The sequence below is a fragment of the Kribbella sp. CA-293567 genome, assembly GCF_027627575.1.
Classification (GTDB): domain Bacteria; phylum Actinomycetota; class Actinomycetes; order Propionibacteriales; family Kribbellaceae; genus Kribbella.
Genome location: NZ_CP114065.1, coordinates 5989256 through 6009048, shown reverse-complemented (window position 1 = coordinate 6009048; position 19793 = coordinate 5989256). Strand labels below are relative to the sequence as shown.

Genomic DNA, 19793 nt, shown 5'->3' with positions numbered 1-19793 from the left:
TCCCGGCCGACCGGCTTCCGGCCGCCGGTCGAGCGTAAGAAGCGGATCAGAACGCCGGTTGGTCAGTGCTGGCGGTCCGGCGGCCGGGTAGGGTCTGCCGCATGGCTGACCACAACGTCCCGGACAACGAGCAGGACCCGGGCGCGAGCACGCAGATGTTCCGCGCCTTCGTGAACGAGGCCCAGGCCGAGCCGACGGTGGAGCCGAAGGTCAACGGCCGCACCCTGGCGATCGCCGGCGCGGTCGTCGTGGTGCTCGCCATCGTCGCCGCGATCCTCGTCCTCTGAGCTGACCCGAGCCGGGTGGTAGCCGTCGACCTCGCCGTCGCACGGTTCCCGGCCGACCCCTGCTGACTTGCCCTGCCGCCGCTGATTCCCCAGGATCGTTGACTCCTGCGGTCGGCGGATGGAGCATGGGGTCTCGGCTAGGGAGGTCTGGGATGGCGGACGTAGTCAGGGCGGCGTTGGTGCAGGCGGCGTGGACCGGGGATCAGGAGTCCATGACGAAGGCGCACGAGGAGTATGCGCGCCAGGCGGCGGCCGCGGGGGCGAAGGTGATCTGCTTCCAGGAGCTGTTCTACGGGCCCTACTTCTGCCAGTTGCAGGATCCCAAGTTCTACGAGTACGCCGAGTCGGTGCCTGGGCCTACGACCGAGCGGTTTCAGGCGCTCGCCGCGGAGCTCGGCATGGTGATGGTGCTGCCGATGTACGAGCAGGAGCAGCCGGGGGTGCTGTACAACACCGCGGCCGTGATCGATGCTGACGGCAAGTACCTGGGGAAGTACCGGAAGAACCACATCCCGCAGGTGAACGGGTTCTGGGAGAAGTTCTACTTCCGCCCGGGCAACCTGGGGTACCCCGTGTTCGACACCGCGGTCGGGCGGATCGGGGTCTACATCTGCTACGACCGGCACTTCCCGGAGGGCTGGCGGGCGCTCGGGCTGGCCGGCGCCAAGATCGTGTTCAACCCGTCGGCCACCAGCCGCGGGTTGTCGTCGTACCTGTGGAAGCTGGAGCAGCCGGCCAGCGCGGTGGCCAACGAGTACTTCATCGGGGCGATCAACCGGGTCGGGGTCGAGTCCGAGTACGGCGACAACGACTTCTACGGTACGTCGTACTTCGTGGACCCCGAGGGAAAGTTCGTGGGGGAGGTCGGGCACGACCACGACCCCGAGCTGATCGTCAGGGACCTGGATCTCGGCCTGCTCGACACGGTGCGCGACAGGTGGCAGTTCTATCGGGACCGGCGGCCGGACGCGTACGGCGATCTGACCAAGCCGTAACCCGAAGGAGCGCCGAAGATGTCGTTGCTGGTCAAAGGTGGAACCGTCGTCGGGCCGACCGGGGCCCAGGTGGCCGACGTGCTGGTGGACGGGGAGAAGATCGTCGCCCTGTTCGATCCGGCGTACCGGCAACCGGTGCAGGCCGACGAGGTGATCGATGCCGCTGGCAAGTACGTGATCCCGGGCGGGATCGACGCGCACACGCACATGGAGCTGCCGTTCGGCGGTACCGCGGCCAGTGACACCTTCGACACCGGTACGAGGGCCGCGGCCTGGGGTGGCACGACCACCATCATCGACTTCGCCGTCCAGCGCACCGGCGAGGTGGTGCAGGAAGGGCTCGCCGCCTGGCATGCGAAGGCCGAGGGCAACTGCCACATCGACTACGCGTTCCACATGATTCTCGGTGGGGTCGACGGTGACGCGCTGAAGGCGATGGATCAGCTGGTCGACGCCGAGGGGATCTCCAGCTTCAAGCTGTTCATGGCGTACCCGGGGGTCTTCTACTCCGACGACGGGCAGATCCTCCGGGCGATGCAGACCGCGCGCGAGAACGGCGCGATGATCATGATGCACGCGGAGAACGGGATCGCCATCGACGTTCTCGTGCAGCAGGCGCTGGCGCGAGGCGAGACCGATCCGATCTACCACGGCATCACCCGGCCGGCCGCGCTGGAGACCGAGGCGACCAGCCGGGCGATCACCCTGGCCGAGGTCGCGCAGGACTGCCCGCTGTACATCGTGCACCTGTCCGCGAGCGGTGCGCTGGAAGCGGTCGCGGCGGCCCGCAACGACGGCCGCAACGTGTTCGCGGAGACCTGCCCGCAGTACCTGTACCTGACGTTGGAGGACCAGCTCGGCGCACCCGGTTTCGAGGGCGCGAAGTACGTCTGCTCGACGCCGCTGCGGAGCAAGCACGAGAACCACGCCAAGGATCTGTGGAAAGGTCTGCGGAGCAACGATCTCGCGGTCGTCTCCACCGACCACTGCCCGTTCTGCTTCAAGGACCAGAAGGAGCTCGGCGTCGGCGACTTCTCGAAGATCCCGAACGGTATCGGCGGCGTCGAGCACCGTGTCGACCTGCTGTACCAAGGGGTCGTCGACGGTCAGCTGAGTCTGGAGCGCTGGGTCGAGACGATCGCGACGACGCCGGCGCGGATGTTCGGGCTGTACCCGCGGAAGGGGATCGTCGCGCCCGGCTCGGACGCCGACCTCGTGATCTACGACCCGAACGGGACCACCCGGCTCGGGGTCGGGACGCACCACATGAACATGGACTACTCGGCCTACGAAGGGGTCGAGATCGCGGGCCGGGTCGGCACGGTGATCTCGCGCGGCGAGGTGATCGTGGCCGGTGGCAACTACCATGGCCGCAAGGGCCGTGGCCGGTACCTCAAGCGCGGCCTGTCGTCGTACCTGGTCTAGGGGGAGCTATGGACTTCGGAGTCGTGTTCCAGCTGGATCCGCCCGCGTCCGCGGTGGTGGAGCTCGCGCGCAGGGCGGAGGAGGCCGGGTTCGACTACGTCTGGACGTTCGACTCGCACCTGCTGTGGCAGGAGCCGTTCGTGGTGTACAGCCAGATCCTGGCCGCGACCGACCGCGTCGTCGTCGGGCCGATGGTGACCAACCCGGGCACCCGCGACTGGACCGTGATCGCGTCCCAGTTCGCCACCCTGAACGAGATGTTCGGCAACCGCACGGTCTGCGGGATCGGGCGCGGGGACTCGGCGCTGCGCACCCTCGGGTCCAAACCTGGAACGATCGGCGAGCTGAAGCAGTGCGTCGAGGTGGTGCGCGAACTCGCCGCCGGGCGCGTGGTCGAGTACCGCGGGCAGCAGCTCAAGTTCAACTGGGTGGAGGACGGCAAGCTCGAGGTCTGGGTGGCGGCGTACGGGCCCAAGGCTCTGCAGGCGACGGGTGAGGTCGGCGACGGCTACATCCTGCAGCTCGCCGATCCCGACATCGCCGCCTGGATGATCTCCGTCGTACGCCGGTCCGCCGAGGAGGCCGGTCGCGATCCGGAGCGGATCACCTTCTGCGTGGCGGCGCCCGCGTACGTCGGGGACGATCTCGCGCACCAACGCGACCAGACCCGGTGGTTCGGCGGGATGGTCGGCAACCACGTGGCGGACATCGTCGCGCGCTACGGCGCCGACGGTGGCGTGCCGAAGGCCTTGACCGACTACATCGCCGGGCGCCAGGGCTACGACTACGCTGAGCACGGACGGGCCGGAAACAGCCACACCGCGTTCGTGCCTGACGAGGTGGTCGACCGGTTCTGCATCCTCGGTCCGGTCGAGAACCACCTGGCCCGGCTGGAGGAACTCAGGGCGATCGGTGTCGACCAGTTCGCCCTGTACCTCCAGCACGACGCCAAGGAGGAGACATTGGGTGCCTACGGCAAGAGCATCATTCCTGTCGTCAACGGCTGACGGGTGACCCGGGCCGGCGTACGAACCGTCACGCCGGTCCGTACGGGAACAGAGTCTTCGGGTCGTACGCCGCGCGTACTTCGGCGAGGCGAGCGAAGGTCTCGGCCGGCCAGGCTGATTCGTAGGCACCCGGGACGGTCAGACCGCCGGCGTAGTTGATGGTGGTCTCGGGTGAGATCCACGGGCGGATCGGGGTCAGCACTGCGTCGGCCGCCGCGGGAAGGACGGTGGCGAAGAGGCTCGGGTCGGGAACGCCCGCCATGAAGTACGTGTAGACGCCGCCGCGGCCACCGACAGCACTGCCCTCCGGTACGTCGCGCTGGGTCGCGCCGCCGAGATGGCGGATCTCCATCGCGATGAACGGGACCTGCTGGTCAGGACCGGCGACCTCGAGGAAGGTCTGGACGAACTCGGCGTCGAGATCGGTGAGCAGACCACCGCGATCCCAGGACGGGCCCGGATCCCGAGGGTCGTTGTGGATCGTCGCGATCGCGGCTGCCGGCATCGGGGCGACCGCGTCGATGATGGTCGGCCCGACGTCGCGGATCGGCTGGAAGAGGCGCTCGCCCTCAGCCGGGTCACCGACGAAGGCGAACCGCACGGTCAGCACGGTCTTGCCTCGCAGCGGCTCCGGGATGAACTCCAGTGGGGGCAGCCGCAGCATGGCCACTGACGAGGTCGCTGTCTCGGGCAGCGTGTGGGTCCACTCGACCCAGGTGGACAGCGCTTCGGCGAAGTGCGGAGCGTCGAAGAACACCGATCCGCCGTACAGGGTGGAGAGCTCGACCAGTTCGAAGTCCATCGAGGTGATGATGCCGAAGCCGCCCTTGCCGCCGCGGAGGGCCCAGAACAGGTCCGGATTCTCGGTCGCGCTCGCAGTGACGACCTCGCCCGCGGCCGTGACGACGCGGAAGCCGCGGGCCCAGTCGGAGGAGAAGCCGTAGGTCCGGGCGAGCGGGCCCAGACCGCCTCCGAGCGTGTAGCCGATACAGCCGACGTTGTCCGAAGCGCCGGCCACCGGTGCCAGGCCGTGCTCGGCGGCGGCCGCGATCACGTCGGCCCAGCGGCAACCCGCGTTGATGTGCGCGATCCGCGTCTCGGGATCGACGGTGACGCCGGTGAGCCGGGACGTGGTGGCGAGGATGCCGTCGGTGACCGCGATCGCAGAGCCGTGGCCGCTGGCGAGCACGCGGACCGGCGTACCGGTGGCGGCCGCGATCCGGACGACGGCCGCCGCGTCTTCCTCGGAGGTGAGGCCGACAGCGACCTCGGGAGTGTGCTGGGTCGCGAGGTTCCAGGCGGCGACCTCCGCGGCGAAGTCGCCGTCGGCAGGACCGAGCACGGGGCCCGCGACGGACGCTCGGAGTTGGTCGATCAGGGTCATGAGTTCTCTTTCTGTGCAGGGGATTTCATTCGCTGATTCCGGAGCGCTCGACACCTTCGACGATCCAGCGCTGCAGGAAGACGAACATCACCACCAGCGGCAGGATCGCGATGGTGGCGGCGATGAACAGTTGCGGAAGATCGATGGTCTGCGCGGTGAGGAAGGTGGAGAGCGCGATCTGTACCGTCCACGCGGACTGGTCGGGAGCGATCACCAGCGGCCACAGGAACGCGTTCCAGGAGCCGATGAAGGTGATCGTGGCGATGGCGGCGATGAAGCCCTTGGAGTTCGGGACGACGATCCGCCAGAAGGTCCCCCAGTACGCCGTACCGTCGAGCGCCGCGGCCTCTTCCAGTTCCCGGGGGAAGTTGAGGAAGTACTGCCGGAACAGGAAGGTCGCGAAGGCCTGGAAGAGCCCTGGAATGATCAGGCCGCGCAACGTGCTGACCCAGCCGAGTGACGAGACCAGGACGAAACTGGGCACGAAGGTCACCGCCGCCGGGATCAGCAGGGTGGCGACGATGAAGTAGAACACCGCGTCGGCGTAGCGGAACGGGATCCGGGCCAAGCCGTAGCCGGCCAGCCCGGAGATGATCAGGACGCCGATGGTCTGCACGACGGCGATCACCAGTGAGTTGACCAGCGAGCGGAGCATCGGGACCGCCGGGTCGCTGAACAGGTCGGTGATGTTGCTCCACTGCAGCGACGTGGGGAACAGCTTCCAGGTCGGTGAGGTGATGTCCTGTTCGGTCGACAACCCGTTGCGCACCAGCAGGTAGAACGGCAGCAGGAAGAAGAGCGCGCCGATCCCCAGTACGACGTACCGGAGCACGCTGCCGGTCTTGTCGGCGCGGGATCGCTGGACCACTGCCATCTCAGTCCTCCTTCCGGCCGAGGCCGAGGAATCGTCCCTGGCCGAGGGCGACCAGCGCGATCAGCAGCGTGAGGATGACGGCGCCCGCGCTGCCGTGGCCGAAGTCCTGGCCCTGGCCGAGCGCCGCGTAGTACAGGTAGACCAGCGGTGGTCTCGCGTACGGCGGGTACTGCCCGGAGCTGGACAGCAGGTTGTAGAACTCGTCGAACGCCTGGAACGCGTTGATCAGAAGCAGCAGCAGTACGGCGGTCGAGGTCGCGCGCAGCTGTGGCAGCGAGATGAAGCGCAGCACCTTCCACCCCGTCGCGCCGTCGATCGCGGCCGCCTCGTAGAGCGACGGCGCGATCCGCTGCAGCCCGGCCAGGAACAGGATCATGTAGAAGCCTGCCTGCAGCCACATCCGCGCGGTCACGATCACCAGCCAGTACCACGGTGGCTGCGTCACCGAGAGCCAGGCGACCGGCTCGATCCCGAACCAGCCGAGCACCGTGTTCATCAGGCCGAAACGCACGCCGGAGAAGATCGAGAGTTTCCAGATCAGCGAGGCCACGACGTACGAGCAGGCCGTCGGCAGGAAGAAGACCGAGCGGAAGAAGGTCTTCGCGAAACGGGCCCGGTTGACCAGCAGGGCCAGGCCGAGGGACGCGACGAACGTGGTCGGCACGATGAACAGCGCGAAGACGACGAAGGTGAGCAGGCTGGAGCGGAACGAGGAGTCCCTCAGCATGTCCAGGTAGTTGCTCAGGCCAACGAAGTTCGTCGGCGTCACCGTGTTGTACGCGTCGAAGAAGCTCAGCCAGATCGACCACAGGATCGGGACGTAGACGAACACCACCAGCCCGAGCACGAACGGGCCGACGAAGATCAGGAACCAGAGGTTGCGGTCGTGGCGGCCGCGAAGCCTGGTGGAGATCGTCGACATCAGCCGGCGACGCGCTTGAGCTCTGCCTCCACGACCGCCTTGACCGCCTTGATCTCGGTGGCCGGATCGGAGCCGCTCTTGATGATCCGGTTGAGCGCGTCCGAGTACGCCGTACCGGACTTCGGCGTCCACAGCAACGGCGTCTGGGCGTGCCCGTTCTCGTTCACGAACCGTACCGCGTCGGCGGCCGGCCCCGACTTCAGCTTCTCCGCCTTCTCGGCCAGGCTCTTGCGGGCCGGGATGTGGAAGCCGTAGGACTGGGCCCAGTCGAGCTGCTTGTCGGTCTGGTCGACCCACAGCCACTTGACGAACTTCTTGGCCGCGTCGACGTTCTTCGACTTGGCACTGACCGCCGAGCCGTAGGCGCCGACGGTCACGCTCGGCGCGCCGGTCGAACTGTCCAGCTTGGGCCAGGGGAGGACCCCGAAGTCGTCGCCGAACGCCTTCTGGATCTGCGGGAACGTCCACAGGCCGGTGAACTGCATCGCGGTCAGCCCCTGGGTGAACGCGGACGGGTCGGACCAGTCGGTCGGGGCTCCGAGCAACAAAGCCTTCGAGGTGAACAACTCGCGCAGCTTGCGCAGCGACTCGACCGCGGCCGGGTCGTCGAAGCCGAAGGTGTTGTCCTCCTTGAGGTAGTCGACGCCGGCCGACCAGAGCGCCGGGCCGCCGAGGATGCCGACGCCTCCGTCGTTGCCGACGAACAGACCCTTCACCTTGTCGGTGGTCAGCTTCTTGGCCGCCGCGATCAACTCGTCCACGGTCGTCGGCGGCTGCACACCCGCGGCCGACAGCAGGCTCTTGCGGTAGACGAGCAGTTGCATGTCCGTCACCTGCGGAATCGCGTACAGCTTGCCCTGATAGGTGTTGCGGGCGATCAGCGACGGGGTGAAGTCGGACTTGGTGTCGCCGAGCAACTCGGTGAGATCGACGACCTGGCCGCCCTTGATCATGTCGATGCTCGGGCCGTTGCCGTACTCGAAGACGTCCGGTCCGCCGTCGGTGAGCAGCGCCGAGGCGGTCTTCTTGTCGTAGTCACCCGGCGACCACTGCACGGTCACGGTGGCGTCGGCGTACTCCTTGGCGTACTTCTCGACCGCCTGCTGCGTGCCGGGCTCGCCGTACTGGTGGTACCACTGCGACAACGCCGGTCTGCCACCCGAAGACCCCGAGCCGCCCTCGGGCGCCCGGCCGGTGTTGGACCCACAGCCCGTGACCGCCAGCGCCGCCAGCCCGCCGCCCACGGCCAGAAACCTCCGCCGGTTGAATCCGTTGCCAGCACCCGACATCTCGACGTACCTCCGCAGTCCCGGCGCGGTCCCACACACCGCGCACCGATCCCCCGACCCTACGACCGCCAAGCCCCGCCGTCGCGCCTTTTCTCGTCAGGCGTCGGAGAGTCGGGCGATGGTGGCGCCGGCCCGGCGGACGATCGGGACCGGGCCGGCTGGGAGGACGTCGCCGACGAAGGTGTAGTGGCGCAGGATGGCGGGGTCGACGTCGCCGGGGTGGCTGCGGCTGTGGTCGCGGACCCAGTCGATGATGTCGCCCCAGCCGGGGGCGGCGAGGGAGCCGCCGAAGTGCTGGACGGAGAGGCCGGCGCAGAGGTTGCCGAAGGCGAGGCGGTGGGCGAGGGGCCAGCCGCGGAGCGTGCCCAGGACCAGGGAGGCGAGGAAGACGTCGCCGGCGCCGGTGGGGTCGTAGGAGCGGACCGGCAGGGCGGGAATGTGTTCCTCTTCGCCGGTCAGTGAGTCGATCGCGAGTACGCCGCCCGAGCCGTTCGTCACCACGGCGAGCGGGACCCGGTCGGCCAGTTTGTGCAGCGCGGCCTTGGGGCTGTCGGTCCGTGTGTAGGCCATTGCCTCACCCGCGTTGGGGGTGAAGGCGTGGAAGCCGTCCAGTACGTCGAGGACCGCGGGGGACCAGACGTCGGTCGGATCCCAGCCCACGTCACCGAACAGCAGTGCGCCGGACTCGCGCGCCTCGGCCGTCCAGCTGGGGAGTTCCTCGGCGACCGGCACGATCGCGGAACGGGTCCGCAGACCCGGGCCGACCAGTTTGCTCGGGTCGCCGGGCGCCTCGTGCGCATGGGTGACCATCGCCCGGTCCCGGTCGATCGACATCGAGACCGTCACGGGGGAGTGCCAGTGGCCGATCCGGCGCGAGTGGGACAGGTCGACGCCCTCCTGGTCGGCGAGCGTGCGCCAGCAGAAGTCGGCGTACACGTCGTCGCCGAAGACGGCGGCCAGGCCGCTGTTCAGCCCGAGCCGGCTGGCGGCGATGGCGAAGTTGGCGACGCCGCCTGGGCAGGAGCCCATCCCCTCGGCGAAGATCTCGGTCCCGGTGGTGGGGGCGGTCTCGAGACCGGTCAGCACGATGTCGAGGAACACGGTCCCCTGCACGAACACGTCGTAGCAGTCCGGCTCGTCCATCAAGGTGACACTGCTCCTTCGGTCGGTGACACTGCGTCGTACCAGATTGTCGGTGGCAGCTGGTGTGCTGTCCTTCGTAGCATCATCGACCGGCCATCACCATGGATTTGGGAGGAACACGATGAGTTCCGCGGTGTCTTCGTGATCCCGACCTGGATCGGGGTGATCGGCGTGATCGCCACCGTGCTGAGCCCGTTCATCGCGCTCGGCGGTGTCGCGCTCGGGGCCTACCTGACCCGCAAGTCCGATCGCGAGCTGGACGTCTGGCGGCATCGCGAGGAGACCATGCGGATGGTCCGCTGGGCGGTCGAGCAGATCCTGGACGGCGACGAGGCCGGCACGGACGCCGGGGTGGTGACGCTGCGCTCACTGATGCGCTCGGAGCTGTTACAGGCCGAGGACTACGACCTGGTCGCCGCGCTGACGGCCGCCGTAGCCATCGACCGGGTCGGCTCCGCCGCGTACGCTGATATTGCCGAACAGGGCGCCGACGTGGTCGAGGGAGACAGTGCCGATGGGTGAGAAGAAGACCGTCAGGGTCTCCCGCCAGGCAGTGGAGCTGGCCCGCCTGCACGTGGAGGCCGCGCGCAAGGCCGGGCGTAAACCCGAGCCCGGACTGGCCCGCATCGCGACCGCCCGGCCCGAGCACGGTCCCGGAGCGCCGGCACCGGCCTGACCCGTACTGCGCGGCACTGTGCCGGCCGTACCGCGCCCTGCCCGTACCGCGTACGCCGGGTATCGGACGAGGCGGCACGCCTAGTCGGAGCAGCCTGCCGCAGCACCTACACTGATCGACGGCCGCAACCGGTGGCGTACGGTGCCCTTGTGGTGACCTGTGCGCTGCTCCCTGTTCCCGACCACGGCCGGAATCTCACGTGATCCGCTTCGAGAATGTTTCCAAGACGTACGAGGGTCAGTCCAAGGCTGCCCTCCTCAACGTCGACGTCGAGATCGAAAAAGGCGAGTTCGTCTTCCTGGTCGGCACCTCCGGTTCCGGCAAGTCGACGTTCCTGCGCCTCGTCCTGCGCGAGCACCGGACCACCAAGGGACACATCATGGTGGCCGGCAAGGACCTGAACCGGCTGGCCAGCTGGCGGATCCCGCAGATGCGCCGGCAGATCGGCACCGTCTTCCAGGACTTCCGGCTGCTGCCGAACAAGACGGTCTCCGAGAACGTCGCGTTCGCCCTGCAGGTGATCGGCAAGCCGCGCTCGCACATCCGCAAGACGGTGCCCGAGGTGCTCGAGCTGGTCGGTCTGGACGGCAAGGAGGACCGGCTGCCGGACGAGCTGTCCGGTGGTGAGCAGCAGCGGGTCGCGATCGCCCGCGCGTTCGTCAACCGGCCGATGATCCTGATCGCCGACGAGCCGACCGGAAACCTGGACCCCGGTACCTCGGTCGGCATCATGAAGCTGCTGGACCGGATCAACCGGACCGGGACGACCGTGGTGATGGCCACCCACGACGTCTCGATCGTCGACCAGATGCGCAAGCGCGTGATCGAGCTGGAGAACGGCCATGTCGTCCGCGACGAGTCGCGGGGCGTCTACGGCTACCAGCACTGACCGCCGCCTGACCGCTGCCTTTCATCCGGGCTGATACAGGGACTGACTGACTGATGCGCTTGAACTACATCCTCTCCGACCTGGGCATCGGCCTGCGCCGGAACCTCTCGATGACGATCGCCGTCGTCGTCACCATCTGGGTCTCGCTGTCGCTGTTCGGCAGCGCGCTGCTCGCCCGCGAGCAGGTCGACCTGATGAAGGGGAACTGGTACGACAAGATCCAGATCTCGATCTTCCTCTGCACCAAGGACTCCGGCGGCCGCGGCTGCGCGGGCACCGAGGTGACCACCGAGCAGAAGAACCGGATCAAGCAGGCGATCGAGACCAACCCCGACACCGCGCCCGAGGGTGTTTACGGGGAGTCCAAGAAGGAAGCGTTCGAGCAGTTCAAGAAGCTCTACAAGGACTCGCCGATCGTCAGCACGGTGACCGAGGACCAGATGCAGGAGTCCTTCCGGGTCAAGCTGAAGGATCCACAGCGCTACCAGAACCTGATCAGTGCCGTGTCGGGTCTGCCCGGCGTCGACACCGTGCAGGACCTCAGACAGTATCTGGATCCACTCTTCAACGCGCTGAACAAGCTGAGATGGGGTGCGCTACTGGCGGCCGGTCTGCTGCTGGTGGCGGCGCTGATGCAGATCTCCAACACGATCCGGCTGGCGGCGTACGCCCGGAGAAGGGAGATCGGGATCATGCGTCTGGTGGGCGCCTCGAACTTCTACATCCAGCTGCCGTTCCTGCTGGAGGCGATCCTGGCGGCCCTGATCGGGGCGGTCCTTGCCTGCGGCACCTTGTGGCTGGGGGTCTACTTCCTGGTCAAGAAGCAGGCCGAGGAGACGTTCCGGGTCTGGCAGTGGGTCGGCGCCACCGAAACCTTCCGGGCCACCCTGATCATGGTGGTGGTCGGACTGGTGCTGGCGGTCGTCCCGACATTCCTGACAACCCGGAAATACCTCAAAGTCTGACCTGGGTGACCTATCGTGCAGTAGCACGTCACTTTCACCCATAGCAAGGGGTCGACTGTGGTCCCGCACTTCCCCGGTGCGAACCCGCGCAAGCGGGGGAGCATCAAGCGAGACGACAGCATCGGCGCCGCCGCCGGACCGAGTGCACGCTCCGCCAGGCAACGCCTGCGCGGTTCGCCGCATCGGCAGACGGTCATCGCCGCTTGCTGCGTTGTCCTGTCCATGGCCGCCGGAGCACTGGCGGTGGTTGCGCCTGCCCAGGCGGACCCACCGGATCCGGCCGCGAAGAAGAAGCAGCTCGACTCGCAGATCACCGAGCAGAAGACCGAGCTGCAGCAGTCCTACGACCAGGTCGCCAAGTCCGTCGCCGCCTACACCCAGGCGGAGACGCGGTACAAGGCCGTCTCGGTCCGGTACGCCGTTGCGCAGGGCAAGCTCGCTGCCGCGAAGGCGGCCGATGCCGTTGCCGCCGGCAAGCTCAGGCGGGCCGAGAAGGCGCTGCGGGAGGCGGTCTCGGACGTCGCCGAGGGCGAGCGGGTGATCCTGAAGCAGAAGCAGCTGGCCGGCCGCGCCGCGCAGTCGGCGTACCAGCAGCAGAACAGTCTGGTCGGGCTCTCGATCGTGCTCAACGGCGCCTCCCCGGCCGATGTCGCCAACGGCATCCAGGTGCAGCGGAACGTGTTCGGGATCCAGAGCAACACGATCACCCGGCTGAACAACTCCCAGGCGCAGCTCGCGAACAAGCGGGTCAAGGTCGCCGCCGCGGAGAAGATCGTCTCGGCCCAGCGCGCCGAGGCTGCTCGCACGGTCAAGGAGGTCGCCGCGCTGACCCGGCAGGTCGCCGCCGACAAGGCTGAGGCGGCCACGTTGGCCGCGGCCAAGCAGACGACGCTGAAGGCCGCTGAGCGGGACAGGAACTCCGAGCAGGCGCAGTACAACGCGCTGCTGGCAGAGCGAGGCAGGGTCGAGCAGATCCTGATCGCCCGGGCCAAGGCCGAGAAGGCCGCGGCAGCAGCGGCGGCCGCCAAGCGCAAGGCCGCGCGGGAGAAGGCTGAGCGGGAGCGCGCCAAGAAGGAGAACCGGCCACCGCGGGACGTCCCGGACGACCCGCCGCCGAGCAACTCGTCCGGGCTGAGCTACCCGATCAAGACCTACATCACCTCACCGTTCGGGATGCGGTTCCACCCGGTCCTGCACTACTGGAAGCTGCACGACGGCACCGACTTCGGCGCCGGCTGCGGTACGCCGATCCGCGCGGCGGCCGGCGGGCGGGTGACCGACAAGTACTACAACGGTGGCTACGGCAACCGCCTGTTCGTGTCACACGGCGTGATCGACGGGTCGTCGGTCACGACGGTCTACAACCACCTGTCGAAGTACAACGTGAGCAGCGGTCAGCGGGTCCGCAAGGGCCAGGTGATCGGGTACGTCGGAACGACGGGCTACTCGACCGGCTGCCACCTGCACTTCATGGTGTACCAGGACGGCCGGGTGGTTAATCCGATGAAGTGGCTCTGACCTGTCTGGGATACTGGTCGGATGGTGAAACAGACCGGTCACAAACCGATCGCGCAGAATCGCAAGGCGCGACACGACTACCACATCGACGACGTGGTGGAGGCCGGACTCGTGCTGACCGGGACCGAGGTGAAGTCCCTGCGGCTGGGTCGGGCCTCGCTCGTCGACGCCTTCGCGTCCGTGCGGGGCAACGAGCTCTGGCTGCAGAACATGCACATCCCGGAGTACACGCACGGCACGTGGACCAATCACGAGCCCCGGCGGACCCGCAAGCTGCTGCTGCACAAGGACGAGATGCAGAAGCTGATCAAGGCCGTGGAGCAGCAGGGGGTGTCGCTGATCCCGCTGTCGCTGTACTTCAAGGACGGCTACGCCAAGGTCGAGCTGGCCACCGGACGCGGTAAGAAGGACTACGACAAGCGGCACGCGCTGGCTGAGCGCCAGGCTGACCGCGAGGCGCAGCGGGCGCTGAGCGACCGGCGGCGGTAGGCGGCGTACTGGGTGCTGCCTGGCTGGGGTCGGACGAGCAGGGGCTGAGGTCGCGGCGGGGGTCGGGTCAGGGGACGGTCCGGGGCTCACCCCATGGGGCGAGCGGGTTTCGGCGGGCACGCTGGGTGCATGTCCACTTCAGACCTGCTGGTGACGCCGGCCCAACGGGACCGTGCCGTCGAGATCATCCAAGAAATGTACGCCGACGGCCGCCTGGACCGCCTGGAGTTCGACACCAGGCTGGAACTGGCGCTGAAGGCCCGGACCCGCGCCGAGCTCAACGGCACCTTCGACGGCCTGGTCGCGCGCCCGGTCCCGACCTTCGCCCCGGCCGCCTTCACCCGGCCACTGCCGGCCCGGCAGTCCCAGGGACGCGGGATGGGCCTGGTCACGCACTGGCTCGGCGTCCCGACGTTCTTCGTCGGCCCGGCGCTGGTCGCGGCGGGCGCGGGCAAGCAGAACCCGGTCGTCCGCAAGCACGCGATCGAGGCGCTGAACTTCCAGCTGAGCGCCTTCGGCCTCTTCGGGCTGCTGGGAGTGATGGCCGCCGTGACCGACGGCTTCACCGGCTTCCTGTTCCCGCTGGTCGGCCTGGTCTGGTTCGTCCTGACCGGCATCGGCGGCCTGGCGGCGCTGGTCGGCTCGGAGTTCAGGTACCCGTTCACGCTGCGGCTGATCAAGTAGCGGGAATCAGAGGTGCGGGTGGCTGGTTGTACTTGGTAGTGTGAGAGACCTGCGGTCAGTCAGAGTGCTACCGGGCCGCGGGTGTTTGACAACTCAACAGGGGGTGAACGGTTTCGACTTTGGCTGTACGTTTCGAGGGAAGCGGGCCGAGGATCCAGGGTTATCTCGTAAACGATCTCTGGAAAACAATAACTGCCAATTCACCGCGCAGTAGCTTCGCTCTCGCCGCCTGACGGCCTGAGCTAAAAGAAGCGGTCAGCCCGGGGTTGCTTCCGACCCGGTTCCTGGCCTCAGCTAGGAAGCTTGCTTCGTCAACTCGGTCACGGGGTTGACGCGGGACATTCACAGTGACTGAGCTCGTCAGCAACCTTGTCTGTGGGAGTGCTGGAGCTGAGAAAAGCGACTAACAGACTGCGCCCGGAGAAGTCTCGAGTCGGCACTGAAGGACGCGGGTTCGATTCCCGCCACCTCCACCCCTGAAAAGTTGGACGAAGCCCCGGCCTGCTGGCCGGGGCTTCGTCATGTCCGGAGCAACCCTCGGGGAAAGCGGTGTCCGGAGGGTGACAACGCAGTCACTTGGCGTGTTGGTGCCAGCGGCATTTCCGCGTCTTGCCGGGGAAATTCGGTGGGCATAGTGTCCGTCCGCGCGCTCCACCCGGCGGGTGGACGAGGGGAGGATCGCAGGGCGTCAGGTGGGGAGCCGGAGCGTTCCAGGCGGAGTTGGTGCTGCCGTCTGCAGGCCTGGCGTTTGCGCGACCCGCCCAGCACCACTTCGCGAAGGGACCATACCGATGGTCTTGTTTCAGCGTCCCCGTAAGTCCGTCACCGTTCTCGCGATCGCCAGCCTCACGGTAGCCGCCGCTGCCGGGCTGGGAACCACGGCCTCCAGCGCCGGACCGAGTGCGGCACCACCGCCGCGGCCCACGCCGGCTGAGGCCAAGACGTTCGCGGCCCGGTCGGCGTCGTCGCTGGTCGACGCCCGTCCGGCTGCCCTCCATGCAGGCAAGGGCGACAGCTTCGTCGCCAAGCCCGTCATCTCCGAACCGTCCGGCTTGCAGTACGTGCCGTACGAGCGGACCTTCAAGGGCCTGCCGGTCATCGGCGGCGACTTCGTCGTCGTCACCGATGCGACCGGCGCAGTGAAGGCCACCTCGGTCGCGCAGACCGCGGCGATCCCCGAGCTGGCCATGAAGGCCGGCGTCACTGCCGCGGCCGCCAAGGCAGTCGCCACCAAACAGGTCAAGAACGTCACCTCCAGCACCCAGCCGACGCTCGCCGTGTACGCGCTCGGCAGCATCCCACGGCTGGCGTGGCAGTCCCGTGTCAGCGGCACGGACGGCAAGAAGCCGTCGAGCCTGTCCGTGTACGTCGATGCGTCCACCGGCAAGGTGCTCGGTACCCAGGAGCACGTGCTGGCCGGCAGCGGTACGGCGTACTTCAGCGGTCCCAGCCCTCTCACCCTGGCCACCACTCAGTCAGGTAGCACCTTCTCGATGAAAGACCCGGTCACCACCAACCTGTCCTGCCAGGACTCGGCGAACAACCAGACGTTCACCGGGCCGGACGACAACTGGGGCAACGGCAACGGGACCAGCCGGGAGACCGGCTGCGTCGACGCGCTCTTCGCGGCGCAGACCCAGAAGAAGATGCTGGCCGAGTGGCTCGGCCGCAACGGTATGGACGGCAACGGCGGCGCCTGGCCGATCCGGGTCGGCCTGAACGACCAGAACGCGTACTACGACGGCACCCAGGTGCAGATCGGCAAGAACACGGCCGGTGCCTGGATCAGCTCGCTCGATGTGGTGGGCCACGAGATGGGTCACGGCATCGACGACCGTACGCCGGGTGGCATCTCCAAGGCCGGCACGCAGGAGTTCGTCGCGGACACGCTCGGCACGGCCACGGAGTACTACAGCAACCAGGCGTCGGCGTACGACCCGCCGGACTTCCTGATCGGTGAAGAGGTGAACCTGGTCGGTAGCGGCCCGATCCGGAACATGTACAACCCGTCGGCGGTCGGCCACCCGAACTGCTACTCGAGCGCGATCCCCGGCATGGGTGTGCACGCGGCGGCCGGACCCGGTAACCACTGGTTCTACCTGCTGTCCCAGGGCAGCAACGGTTCGCCGGCGAGCCCGACCTGCAACAGTTCGACGGTGACCGGTATCGGCATCCAGAAGGCCATGAAGATCATGTACAACGCGATGCTGATGAAGACGAGCACCAGCTCGTACCTGAAGTACCGCACCTGGACCCTGACCGCGGCCAAGAACCTCTACCCGGGTAGCTGCGCCGAGTTCAACACCGTCAAGGCCGCGTGGGACGCGGTCAGCGTTCCGGCCCAAGCAGCTGACCCGACCTGTACGGCGGGCGGCAGCGTCACCGTCGGCAACCCGGGCAACAAGACCGGCGTCGTCGGTACGGCGATTGCCTCGTTCACGCTGAGCGCCTCGGGCGGCACCGCGCCGTACACCTGGTCGGCCTCGGGCCTGCCGGGCGGCGTCACGATCGGCGCCTCCACCGGCACCGTCTCCGGTACGCCGACCGCCGCGGGCACCTTCAACGTCACCGCTACGGCCACTGCGACCGCCGGCGGCTCGGGCAGCACGTCCTTCACCATCACCGTGACCGGTGGTGGCGGAGGTTGCTCGGGGCAACTGTTCGGCAACCCGGGCTTCGAGTCCGGTACGGCGACTCCCTGGACGGCCAGCTCCGGAGTCGTCACCAACCAGTCCGGCCAGGTACCCCGCACCGGCACCTGGAAGGCCTGGCTGGCCGGCTACGGCTCGACCCACACCGACAACCTGAGCCAGACCATCACCATCCCGGCCGGGTGCACCGCGACCCTGTCGTTCTGGCTGCACATCGACTCGGCCGAAACCACCGCCACGGTCCAGTACGACAAGCTGACGGTCAAGGCAGGCGCGACCACGCTGGCGACGTACTCGAACCTGAACAAGGCCGCCGGCTACCAGCTGCGGTCCCTCAACGTCTCGTCCCTCGCGGGCACGACGTCCACCATCACCTTCACCGGCACTGAGGACAGCTCGCTGCAGACCTCGTTCGTCATCGACGACACAGGGCTGAACCTGAGCTGAGTCTCTGACCAGGGCCTCCTGGCCACCAGTTCGGTGGCCAGGAGGCCTTGTCACGTTGGATCGAAGACCTATCCGGGGTCCGGGTCTCCGGCGAGGCCGCGCGCCAGGCCGGTTTGGTAGGCGATGGCGACGAGTTGCGCGCGGTCCCGTGCCTCCAGTTTCGTCATGGCACGCTGCACGTGGGCGCGGACGGTGAAAGGGCTGACGTACATCCGGTCGGCGATCTCGAGGTTCGACAGTCCCGTCGCTACGAGAGCGACCATCTCGCGTTCGCGGGGGGTGAGCGCGACTAGCCGCTCGACGTCGCGCGGCGCGGTGTCGACGGGGGTGGCGAGGAAACGGGTGACCAGCGATCGGGTGGCGGCCGGGGACAGGAGGGCGTCGCCGTCGGCGATCGTGCGGACCGCGTCGATCAGTCCGTCAGCGTCGATTCCCTTGCCGATGAATCCGCTCGCCCCCGCCCGCAGAGCTTGTGCGACGTACTCGTCGGTCTCGTAGGTGGTGAGGATCAGCACGCGGCTGGCGCGCAGGTCCGGGTCGGCGCAGATCTGCGAGGTGGCGGTGAGTCCGTCCATGCCGGGCATCTGGATGTCCATGACAACCACGTCCGGGTGCGTGCGGCGGGTCAGCTCCACGGCCTCTTCGCCATCGCCTGCCTCACCGACGACGGTGATGTCGTCGGTGCTGTCCAGCAGAGTACGGAAGGCATCCCGCAGCAAGGCCTGGTCGTCGGCGAGGACCACTCGCAGCGGGCGTTCGGCCTCTCGGTCGTCGTGCTGTCCGTGGTCGGCCACGTCTCGGGTCATCGGTCCTCCCGGTCAGGTGCGCCGCCGGTCGTTCGTGCTGTGGACTCGGTGACGGGCAGAGGTAGTTGGGCGGTGACGATGAAGCCCCCTTCGGGTCGAGGGCCCGCTGTGAGGGTGCCGCCGACGGCGGTGGTGCGTTCGCGCAACCCGATCAGACCGTAGCCGGGCGAGTGCTCCAGCGGCGGGTGAGAACTGGCGCCGTCGTCGATGATGTCGATGCCGACCCACTCATTGTCCCAAGTGAGGCGGACGTCGGCGCTACGAGCTTTCGCGTGCTTCGTCACGTTGGTGAGAGCCTCTTGGATGACGCGGTAGGCGGTGAGATCCACTGCCGGCGGCAGCGGTGTGGCAGTGCCGTCGTGGTGCACCGACACTTCCAGCCCCGCCAGGCGGAAGGACTCCAGGAGCGTCGGTACGAATGCGAGCCCGGGCGCCGGCTCACGTGGCGCAGACGAGTCGTCGTGCTGACGCAGGAGCCCGACGGTGGCTCGCAGTTCGCCGAGGGCGTGGCGCGTGGTCTCGACTACTTCGTCCAGGCTGGTACGGGCCTTGTCCGGCTTCGTGGTGAAGAGGCGCGCTGCCACGTTCGCCTGGGCGTTCGCCAGTGTGATCTGGTGGGCGACCAGATCGTGCAGTTCGCGCGCGATGCGAATTCGTTCCTCGGCGACCTTGCGGCGTGCTTCGCTGTCCCGGCTGATCTCGGCTCGCAGTGCCCGCTCCTCGACGTACGCCAGATGGGCCTGCCGGTGCTTCGCCAAACGCCCGAGCATGGCCGCCACGAGTGGCGCGGCAGCCACGGTCACCAACCTGCTCGTGTCCTTCAAGGAGAGGTCGTCCTCGAAGAACAGTGTCGAGACGACGAGCAGCGCCGACGACGTGAAGAGGGCCACGACGGCGGTACGCCGCTCGGTGCGCATCGCCAGCGTGTAGGCGCTGATGACCGCGGGGGCCATGGTGAGTGGAGTCGGCAGCAGTCCGAGCGGCGCGACGAGCATGCCGAACGCGGTCGTGGCCGCCAGGGTGGCGACCGGCGCCCGGTTGCGCGCGAGCGTCACCGCCGACGACGTTGCCGCCAGCAAGTAAGCCGCTGCGGACGGCGGTGCCAACGTGTCGTCGACCTGCAGCACGCTGCCCAGCAGGCACAGCACAAATGCCGCGGTGACGATGGCGCCGCCCTTGATGTTCAGCCACGGCAGCATCTCTTCAGGGTAGGGCATAGCAGCCCTCGGCCGAGGGCGTAGTGCGTAGTGCATCTGCACCAGCTGCGGCCGGCGCTGGTCCGATGGCACCAGCACGAGGTTGGTGTCGACGAACGATGTGTACGAAGCGTTTCGGCGACAGG

General features: G+C 67.8%; 19 protein-coding genes and 1 other RNA gene. 13 read left to right on the top strand and 7 right to left on the bottom strand.

Annotation, left to right across the window (positions count from 1 at the left end; genetic code table 11):
- Positions 1-101: 101 nt before the first annotated feature.
- From OX958_RS27710 to OX958_RS27695, 4 genes are all read left to right on the top strand, one after another.
- On the top strand, positions 102-287 hold the full coding sequence (locus OX958_RS27710; protein WP_270132701.1) for a hypothetical protein: 186 nt from the start codon (positions 102-104) through the stop codon (positions 285-287).
- A gap of 152 nt (positions 288-439) precedes the next feature.
- Positions 440-1282, top strand: coding sequence for a nitrilase-related carbon-nitrogen hydrolase (locus tag OX958_RS27705; protein WP_270132699.1), 843 nt, complete (start codon positions 440-442; stop codon positions 1280-1282).
- Positions 1283-1300: 18 nt separating this feature from the next.
- Positions 1301-2707 carry a dihydropyrimidinase gene (gene hydA / locus OX958_RS27700; protein ID WP_270132697.1) on the top strand — a complete coding sequence of 469 codons (1407 nt, stop codon included), beginning with the start codon at positions 1301-1303 and terminating at the stop codon, positions 2705-2707.
- 8 nt (positions 2708-2715) lie between these two features.
- Positions 2716-3714: a TIGR03842 family LLM class F420-dependent oxidoreductase gene (locus OX958_RS27695; protein ID WP_270132694.1), complete on the top strand. Its 999-nt coding sequence runs from the start codon at positions 2716-2718 to the stop codon at positions 3712-3714.
- 28 nt (positions 3715-3742) lie between these two features.
- Here the strand turns inward: OX958_RS27695 and OX958_RS27690 are convergent, their stop codons facing one another.
- From OX958_RS27690 to OX958_RS27670, 5 genes are all read right to left on the bottom strand, one after another.
- The gene (locus OX958_RS27690; protein ID WP_270132691.1) at positions 3743-5098 is read right to left on the bottom strand and encodes an FAD-binding oxidoreductase; all 1356 of its coding nucleotides are present in this window, start codon (positions 5096-5098) and stop codon (positions 3743-3745) included.
- Positions 5099-5123: 25 nt separating this feature from the next.
- Positions 5124-5972, bottom strand: coding sequence for a carbohydrate ABC transporter permease (locus tag OX958_RS27685; RefSeq protein WP_270132688.1), 849 nt, complete (start codon positions 5970-5972; stop codon positions 5124-5126).
- Position 5973: 1 nt separating this feature from the next.
- Entirely contained in the window at positions 5974-6894 is a 921-nt protein-coding gene (locus OX958_RS27680) for a carbohydrate ABC transporter permease (RefSeq protein ID WP_270132686.1), read from the bottom strand.
- A complete protein-coding gene (locus OX958_RS27675) occupies positions 6894-8183 on the bottom strand; it encodes an ABC transporter substrate-binding protein (RefSeq protein ID WP_270132685.1) in 1290 nt (429 codons plus the stop codon). The genes OX958_RS27680 and OX958_RS27675 overlap by 1 nt, the downstream gene beginning before the upstream one ends.
- Before the next feature lie 96 nt (positions 8184-8279).
- Complete coding sequence (locus OX958_RS27670) at positions 8280-9326, bottom strand: carbohydrate kinase family protein (protein ID WP_270132683.1); 1047 nt, start codon at positions 9324-9326, stop codon at positions 8280-8282.
- 141 nt (positions 9327-9467) lie between these two features.
- Between OX958_RS27670 and OX958_RS27665 the strand changes: the two genes are divergently transcribed.
- The 9 genes from OX958_RS27665 to OX958_RS27625 all read left to right on the top strand — a co-directional run bounded on the left by OX958_RS27665 (position 9468) and on the right by OX958_RS27625 (position 17645).
- Positions 9468-9848 (top strand): hypothetical protein, encoded by a 381-nt coding sequence (locus tag OX958_RS27665; protein ID WP_270132681.1) that lies wholly within the window; start codon positions 9468-9470, stop codon positions 9846-9848.
- Complete coding sequence (locus tag OX958_RS27660) at positions 9841-10002, top strand: hypothetical protein (RefSeq protein ID WP_270132679.1); 162 nt, start codon at positions 9841-9843, stop codon at positions 10000-10002. The genes OX958_RS27665 and OX958_RS27660 overlap by 8 nt, the downstream gene beginning before the upstream one ends.
- Before the next feature lie 199 nt (positions 10003-10201).
- On the top strand, positions 10202-10891 hold the full coding sequence (gene ftsE / locus OX958_RS27655) for a cell division ATP-binding protein FtsE (protein ID WP_270132678.1): 690 nt from the start codon (positions 10202-10204) through the stop codon (positions 10889-10891).
- 53 nt (positions 10892-10944) lie between these two features.
- On the top strand, positions 10945-11856 hold the full coding sequence (gene ftsX, locus OX958_RS27650; RefSeq protein ID WP_270132677.1) for a permease-like cell division protein FtsX: 912 nt from the start codon (positions 10945-10947) through the stop codon (positions 11854-11856).
- Between the two features lie 57 nt (positions 11857-11913).
- The gene (locus OX958_RS27645; protein ID WP_270132675.1) at positions 11914-13374 is read left to right on the top strand and encodes a M23 family metallopeptidase; all 1461 of its coding nucleotides are present in this window, start codon (positions 11914-11916) and stop codon (positions 13372-13374) included.
- Positions 13375-13395: 21 nt separating this feature from the next.
- Positions 13396-13863, top strand: a complete 468-nt coding sequence (gene smpB, locus OX958_RS27640) for an SsrA-binding protein SmpB (RefSeq protein WP_270132674.1) — start codon at positions 13396-13398, stop codon at positions 13861-13863.
- A 129-nt stretch (positions 13864-13992) separates the two neighbouring features.
- Positions 13993-14547 (top strand): DUF1707 and DUF4870 domain-containing protein, encoded by a 555-nt coding sequence (locus tag OX958_RS27635; protein ID WP_270132672.1) that lies wholly within the window; start codon positions 13993-13995, stop codon positions 14545-14547.
- Positions 14548-14646: 99 nt separating this feature from the next.
- Positions 14647-15023: a transfer-messenger RNA gene (ssrA, locus tag OX958_RS27630) on the top strand.
- A gap of 315 nt (positions 15024-15338) precedes the next feature.
- A complete protein-coding gene (locus tag OX958_RS27625) occupies positions 15339-17645 on the top strand; it encodes a M4 family metallopeptidase (RefSeq protein ID WP_270132670.1) in 2307 nt (768 codons plus the stop codon).
- Positions 17646-17713: 68 nt separating this feature from the next.
- Here OX958_RS27625 and OX958_RS27620 read toward each other — a convergent pair whose 3' ends face one another.
- Positions 17714-18451, bottom strand: coding sequence for a response regulator transcription factor (locus OX958_RS27620; RefSeq protein WP_270132669.1), 738 nt, complete (start codon positions 18449-18451; stop codon positions 17714-17716).
- On the bottom strand, positions 18448-19650 hold the full coding sequence (locus OX958_RS27615) for a sensor histidine kinase (protein ID WP_270132666.1): 1203 nt from the start codon (positions 19648-19650) through the stop codon (positions 18448-18450). Before OX958_RS27615 ends, OX958_RS27620 begins: the two co-directional genes overlap by 4 nt.
- Positions 19651-19793: the final 143 nt, after the last annotated feature.

Bases quoted from the DNA above. Each gene is read 5' to 3' on its own strand.
- OX958_RS27710 (WP_270132701.1), top strand. From the start codon at position 102: ATGGCTGACCACAACGTCCCGGACAACGAGCAGGACCCGGGCGCGAGC.
- OX958_RS27705 (WP_270132699.1), top strand. From the start codon at position 440: ATGGCGGACGTAGTCAGGGCGGCGTTGGTGCAGGCGGCGTGGACCGGG.
- hydA (WP_270132697.1), top strand. From the start codon at position 1,301: ATGTCGTTGCTGGTCAAAGGTGGAACCGTCGTCGGGCCGACCGGGGCC.
- OX958_RS27695 (WP_270132694.1), top strand. From the start codon at position 2,716: ATGGACTTCGGAGTCGTGTTCCAGCTGGATCCGCCCGCGTCCGCGGTG.
- OX958_RS27690 (WP_270132691.1), bottom strand. From the start codon at position 5,098: ATGACCCTGATCGACCAACTCCGAGCGTCCGTCGCGGGCCCCGTGCTC.
- OX958_RS27685 (WP_270132688.1), bottom strand. From the start codon at position 5,972: ATGGCAGTGGTCCAGCGATCCCGCGCCGACAAGACCGGCAGCGTGCTC.
- OX958_RS27680 (WP_270132686.1), bottom strand. From the start codon at position 6,894: ATGTCGACGATCTCCACCAGGCTTCGCGGCCGCCACGACCGCAACCTC.
- OX958_RS27675 (WP_270132685.1), bottom strand. From the start codon at position 8,183: ATGTCGGGTGCTGGCAACGGATTCAACCGGCGGAGGTTTCTGGCCGTG.
- OX958_RS27670 (WP_270132683.1), bottom strand. From the start codon at position 9,326: ATGGACGAGCCGGACTGCTACGACGTGTTCGTGCAGGGGACCGTGTTC.
- OX958_RS27660 (WP_270132679.1), top strand. From the start codon at position 9,841: ATGGGTGAGAAGAAGACCGTCAGGGTCTCCCGCCAGGCAGTGGAGCTG.
- ftsX (WP_270132677.1), top strand. From the start codon at position 10,945: ATGCGCTTGAACTACATCCTCTCCGACCTGGGCATCGGCCTGCGCCGG.
- smpB (WP_270132674.1), top strand. From the start codon at position 13,396: ATGGTGAAACAGACCGGTCACAAACCGATCGCGCAGAATCGCAAGGCG.
- OX958_RS27635 (WP_270132672.1), top strand. From the start codon at position 13,993: ATGTCCACTTCAGACCTGCTGGTGACGCCGGCCCAACGGGACCGTGCC.
- OX958_RS27625 (WP_270132670.1), top strand. From the start codon at position 15,339: ATGGTCTTGTTTCAGCGTCCCCGTAAGTCCGTCACCGTTCTCGCGATC.
- OX958_RS27620 (WP_270132669.1), bottom strand. From the start codon at position 18,451: ATGACCCGAGACGTGGCCGACCACGGACAGCACGACGACCGAGAGGCC.
- OX958_RS27615 (WP_270132666.1), bottom strand. From the start codon at position 19,650: ATGCTGCCGTGGCTGAACATCAAGGGCGGCGCCATCGTCACCGCGGCA.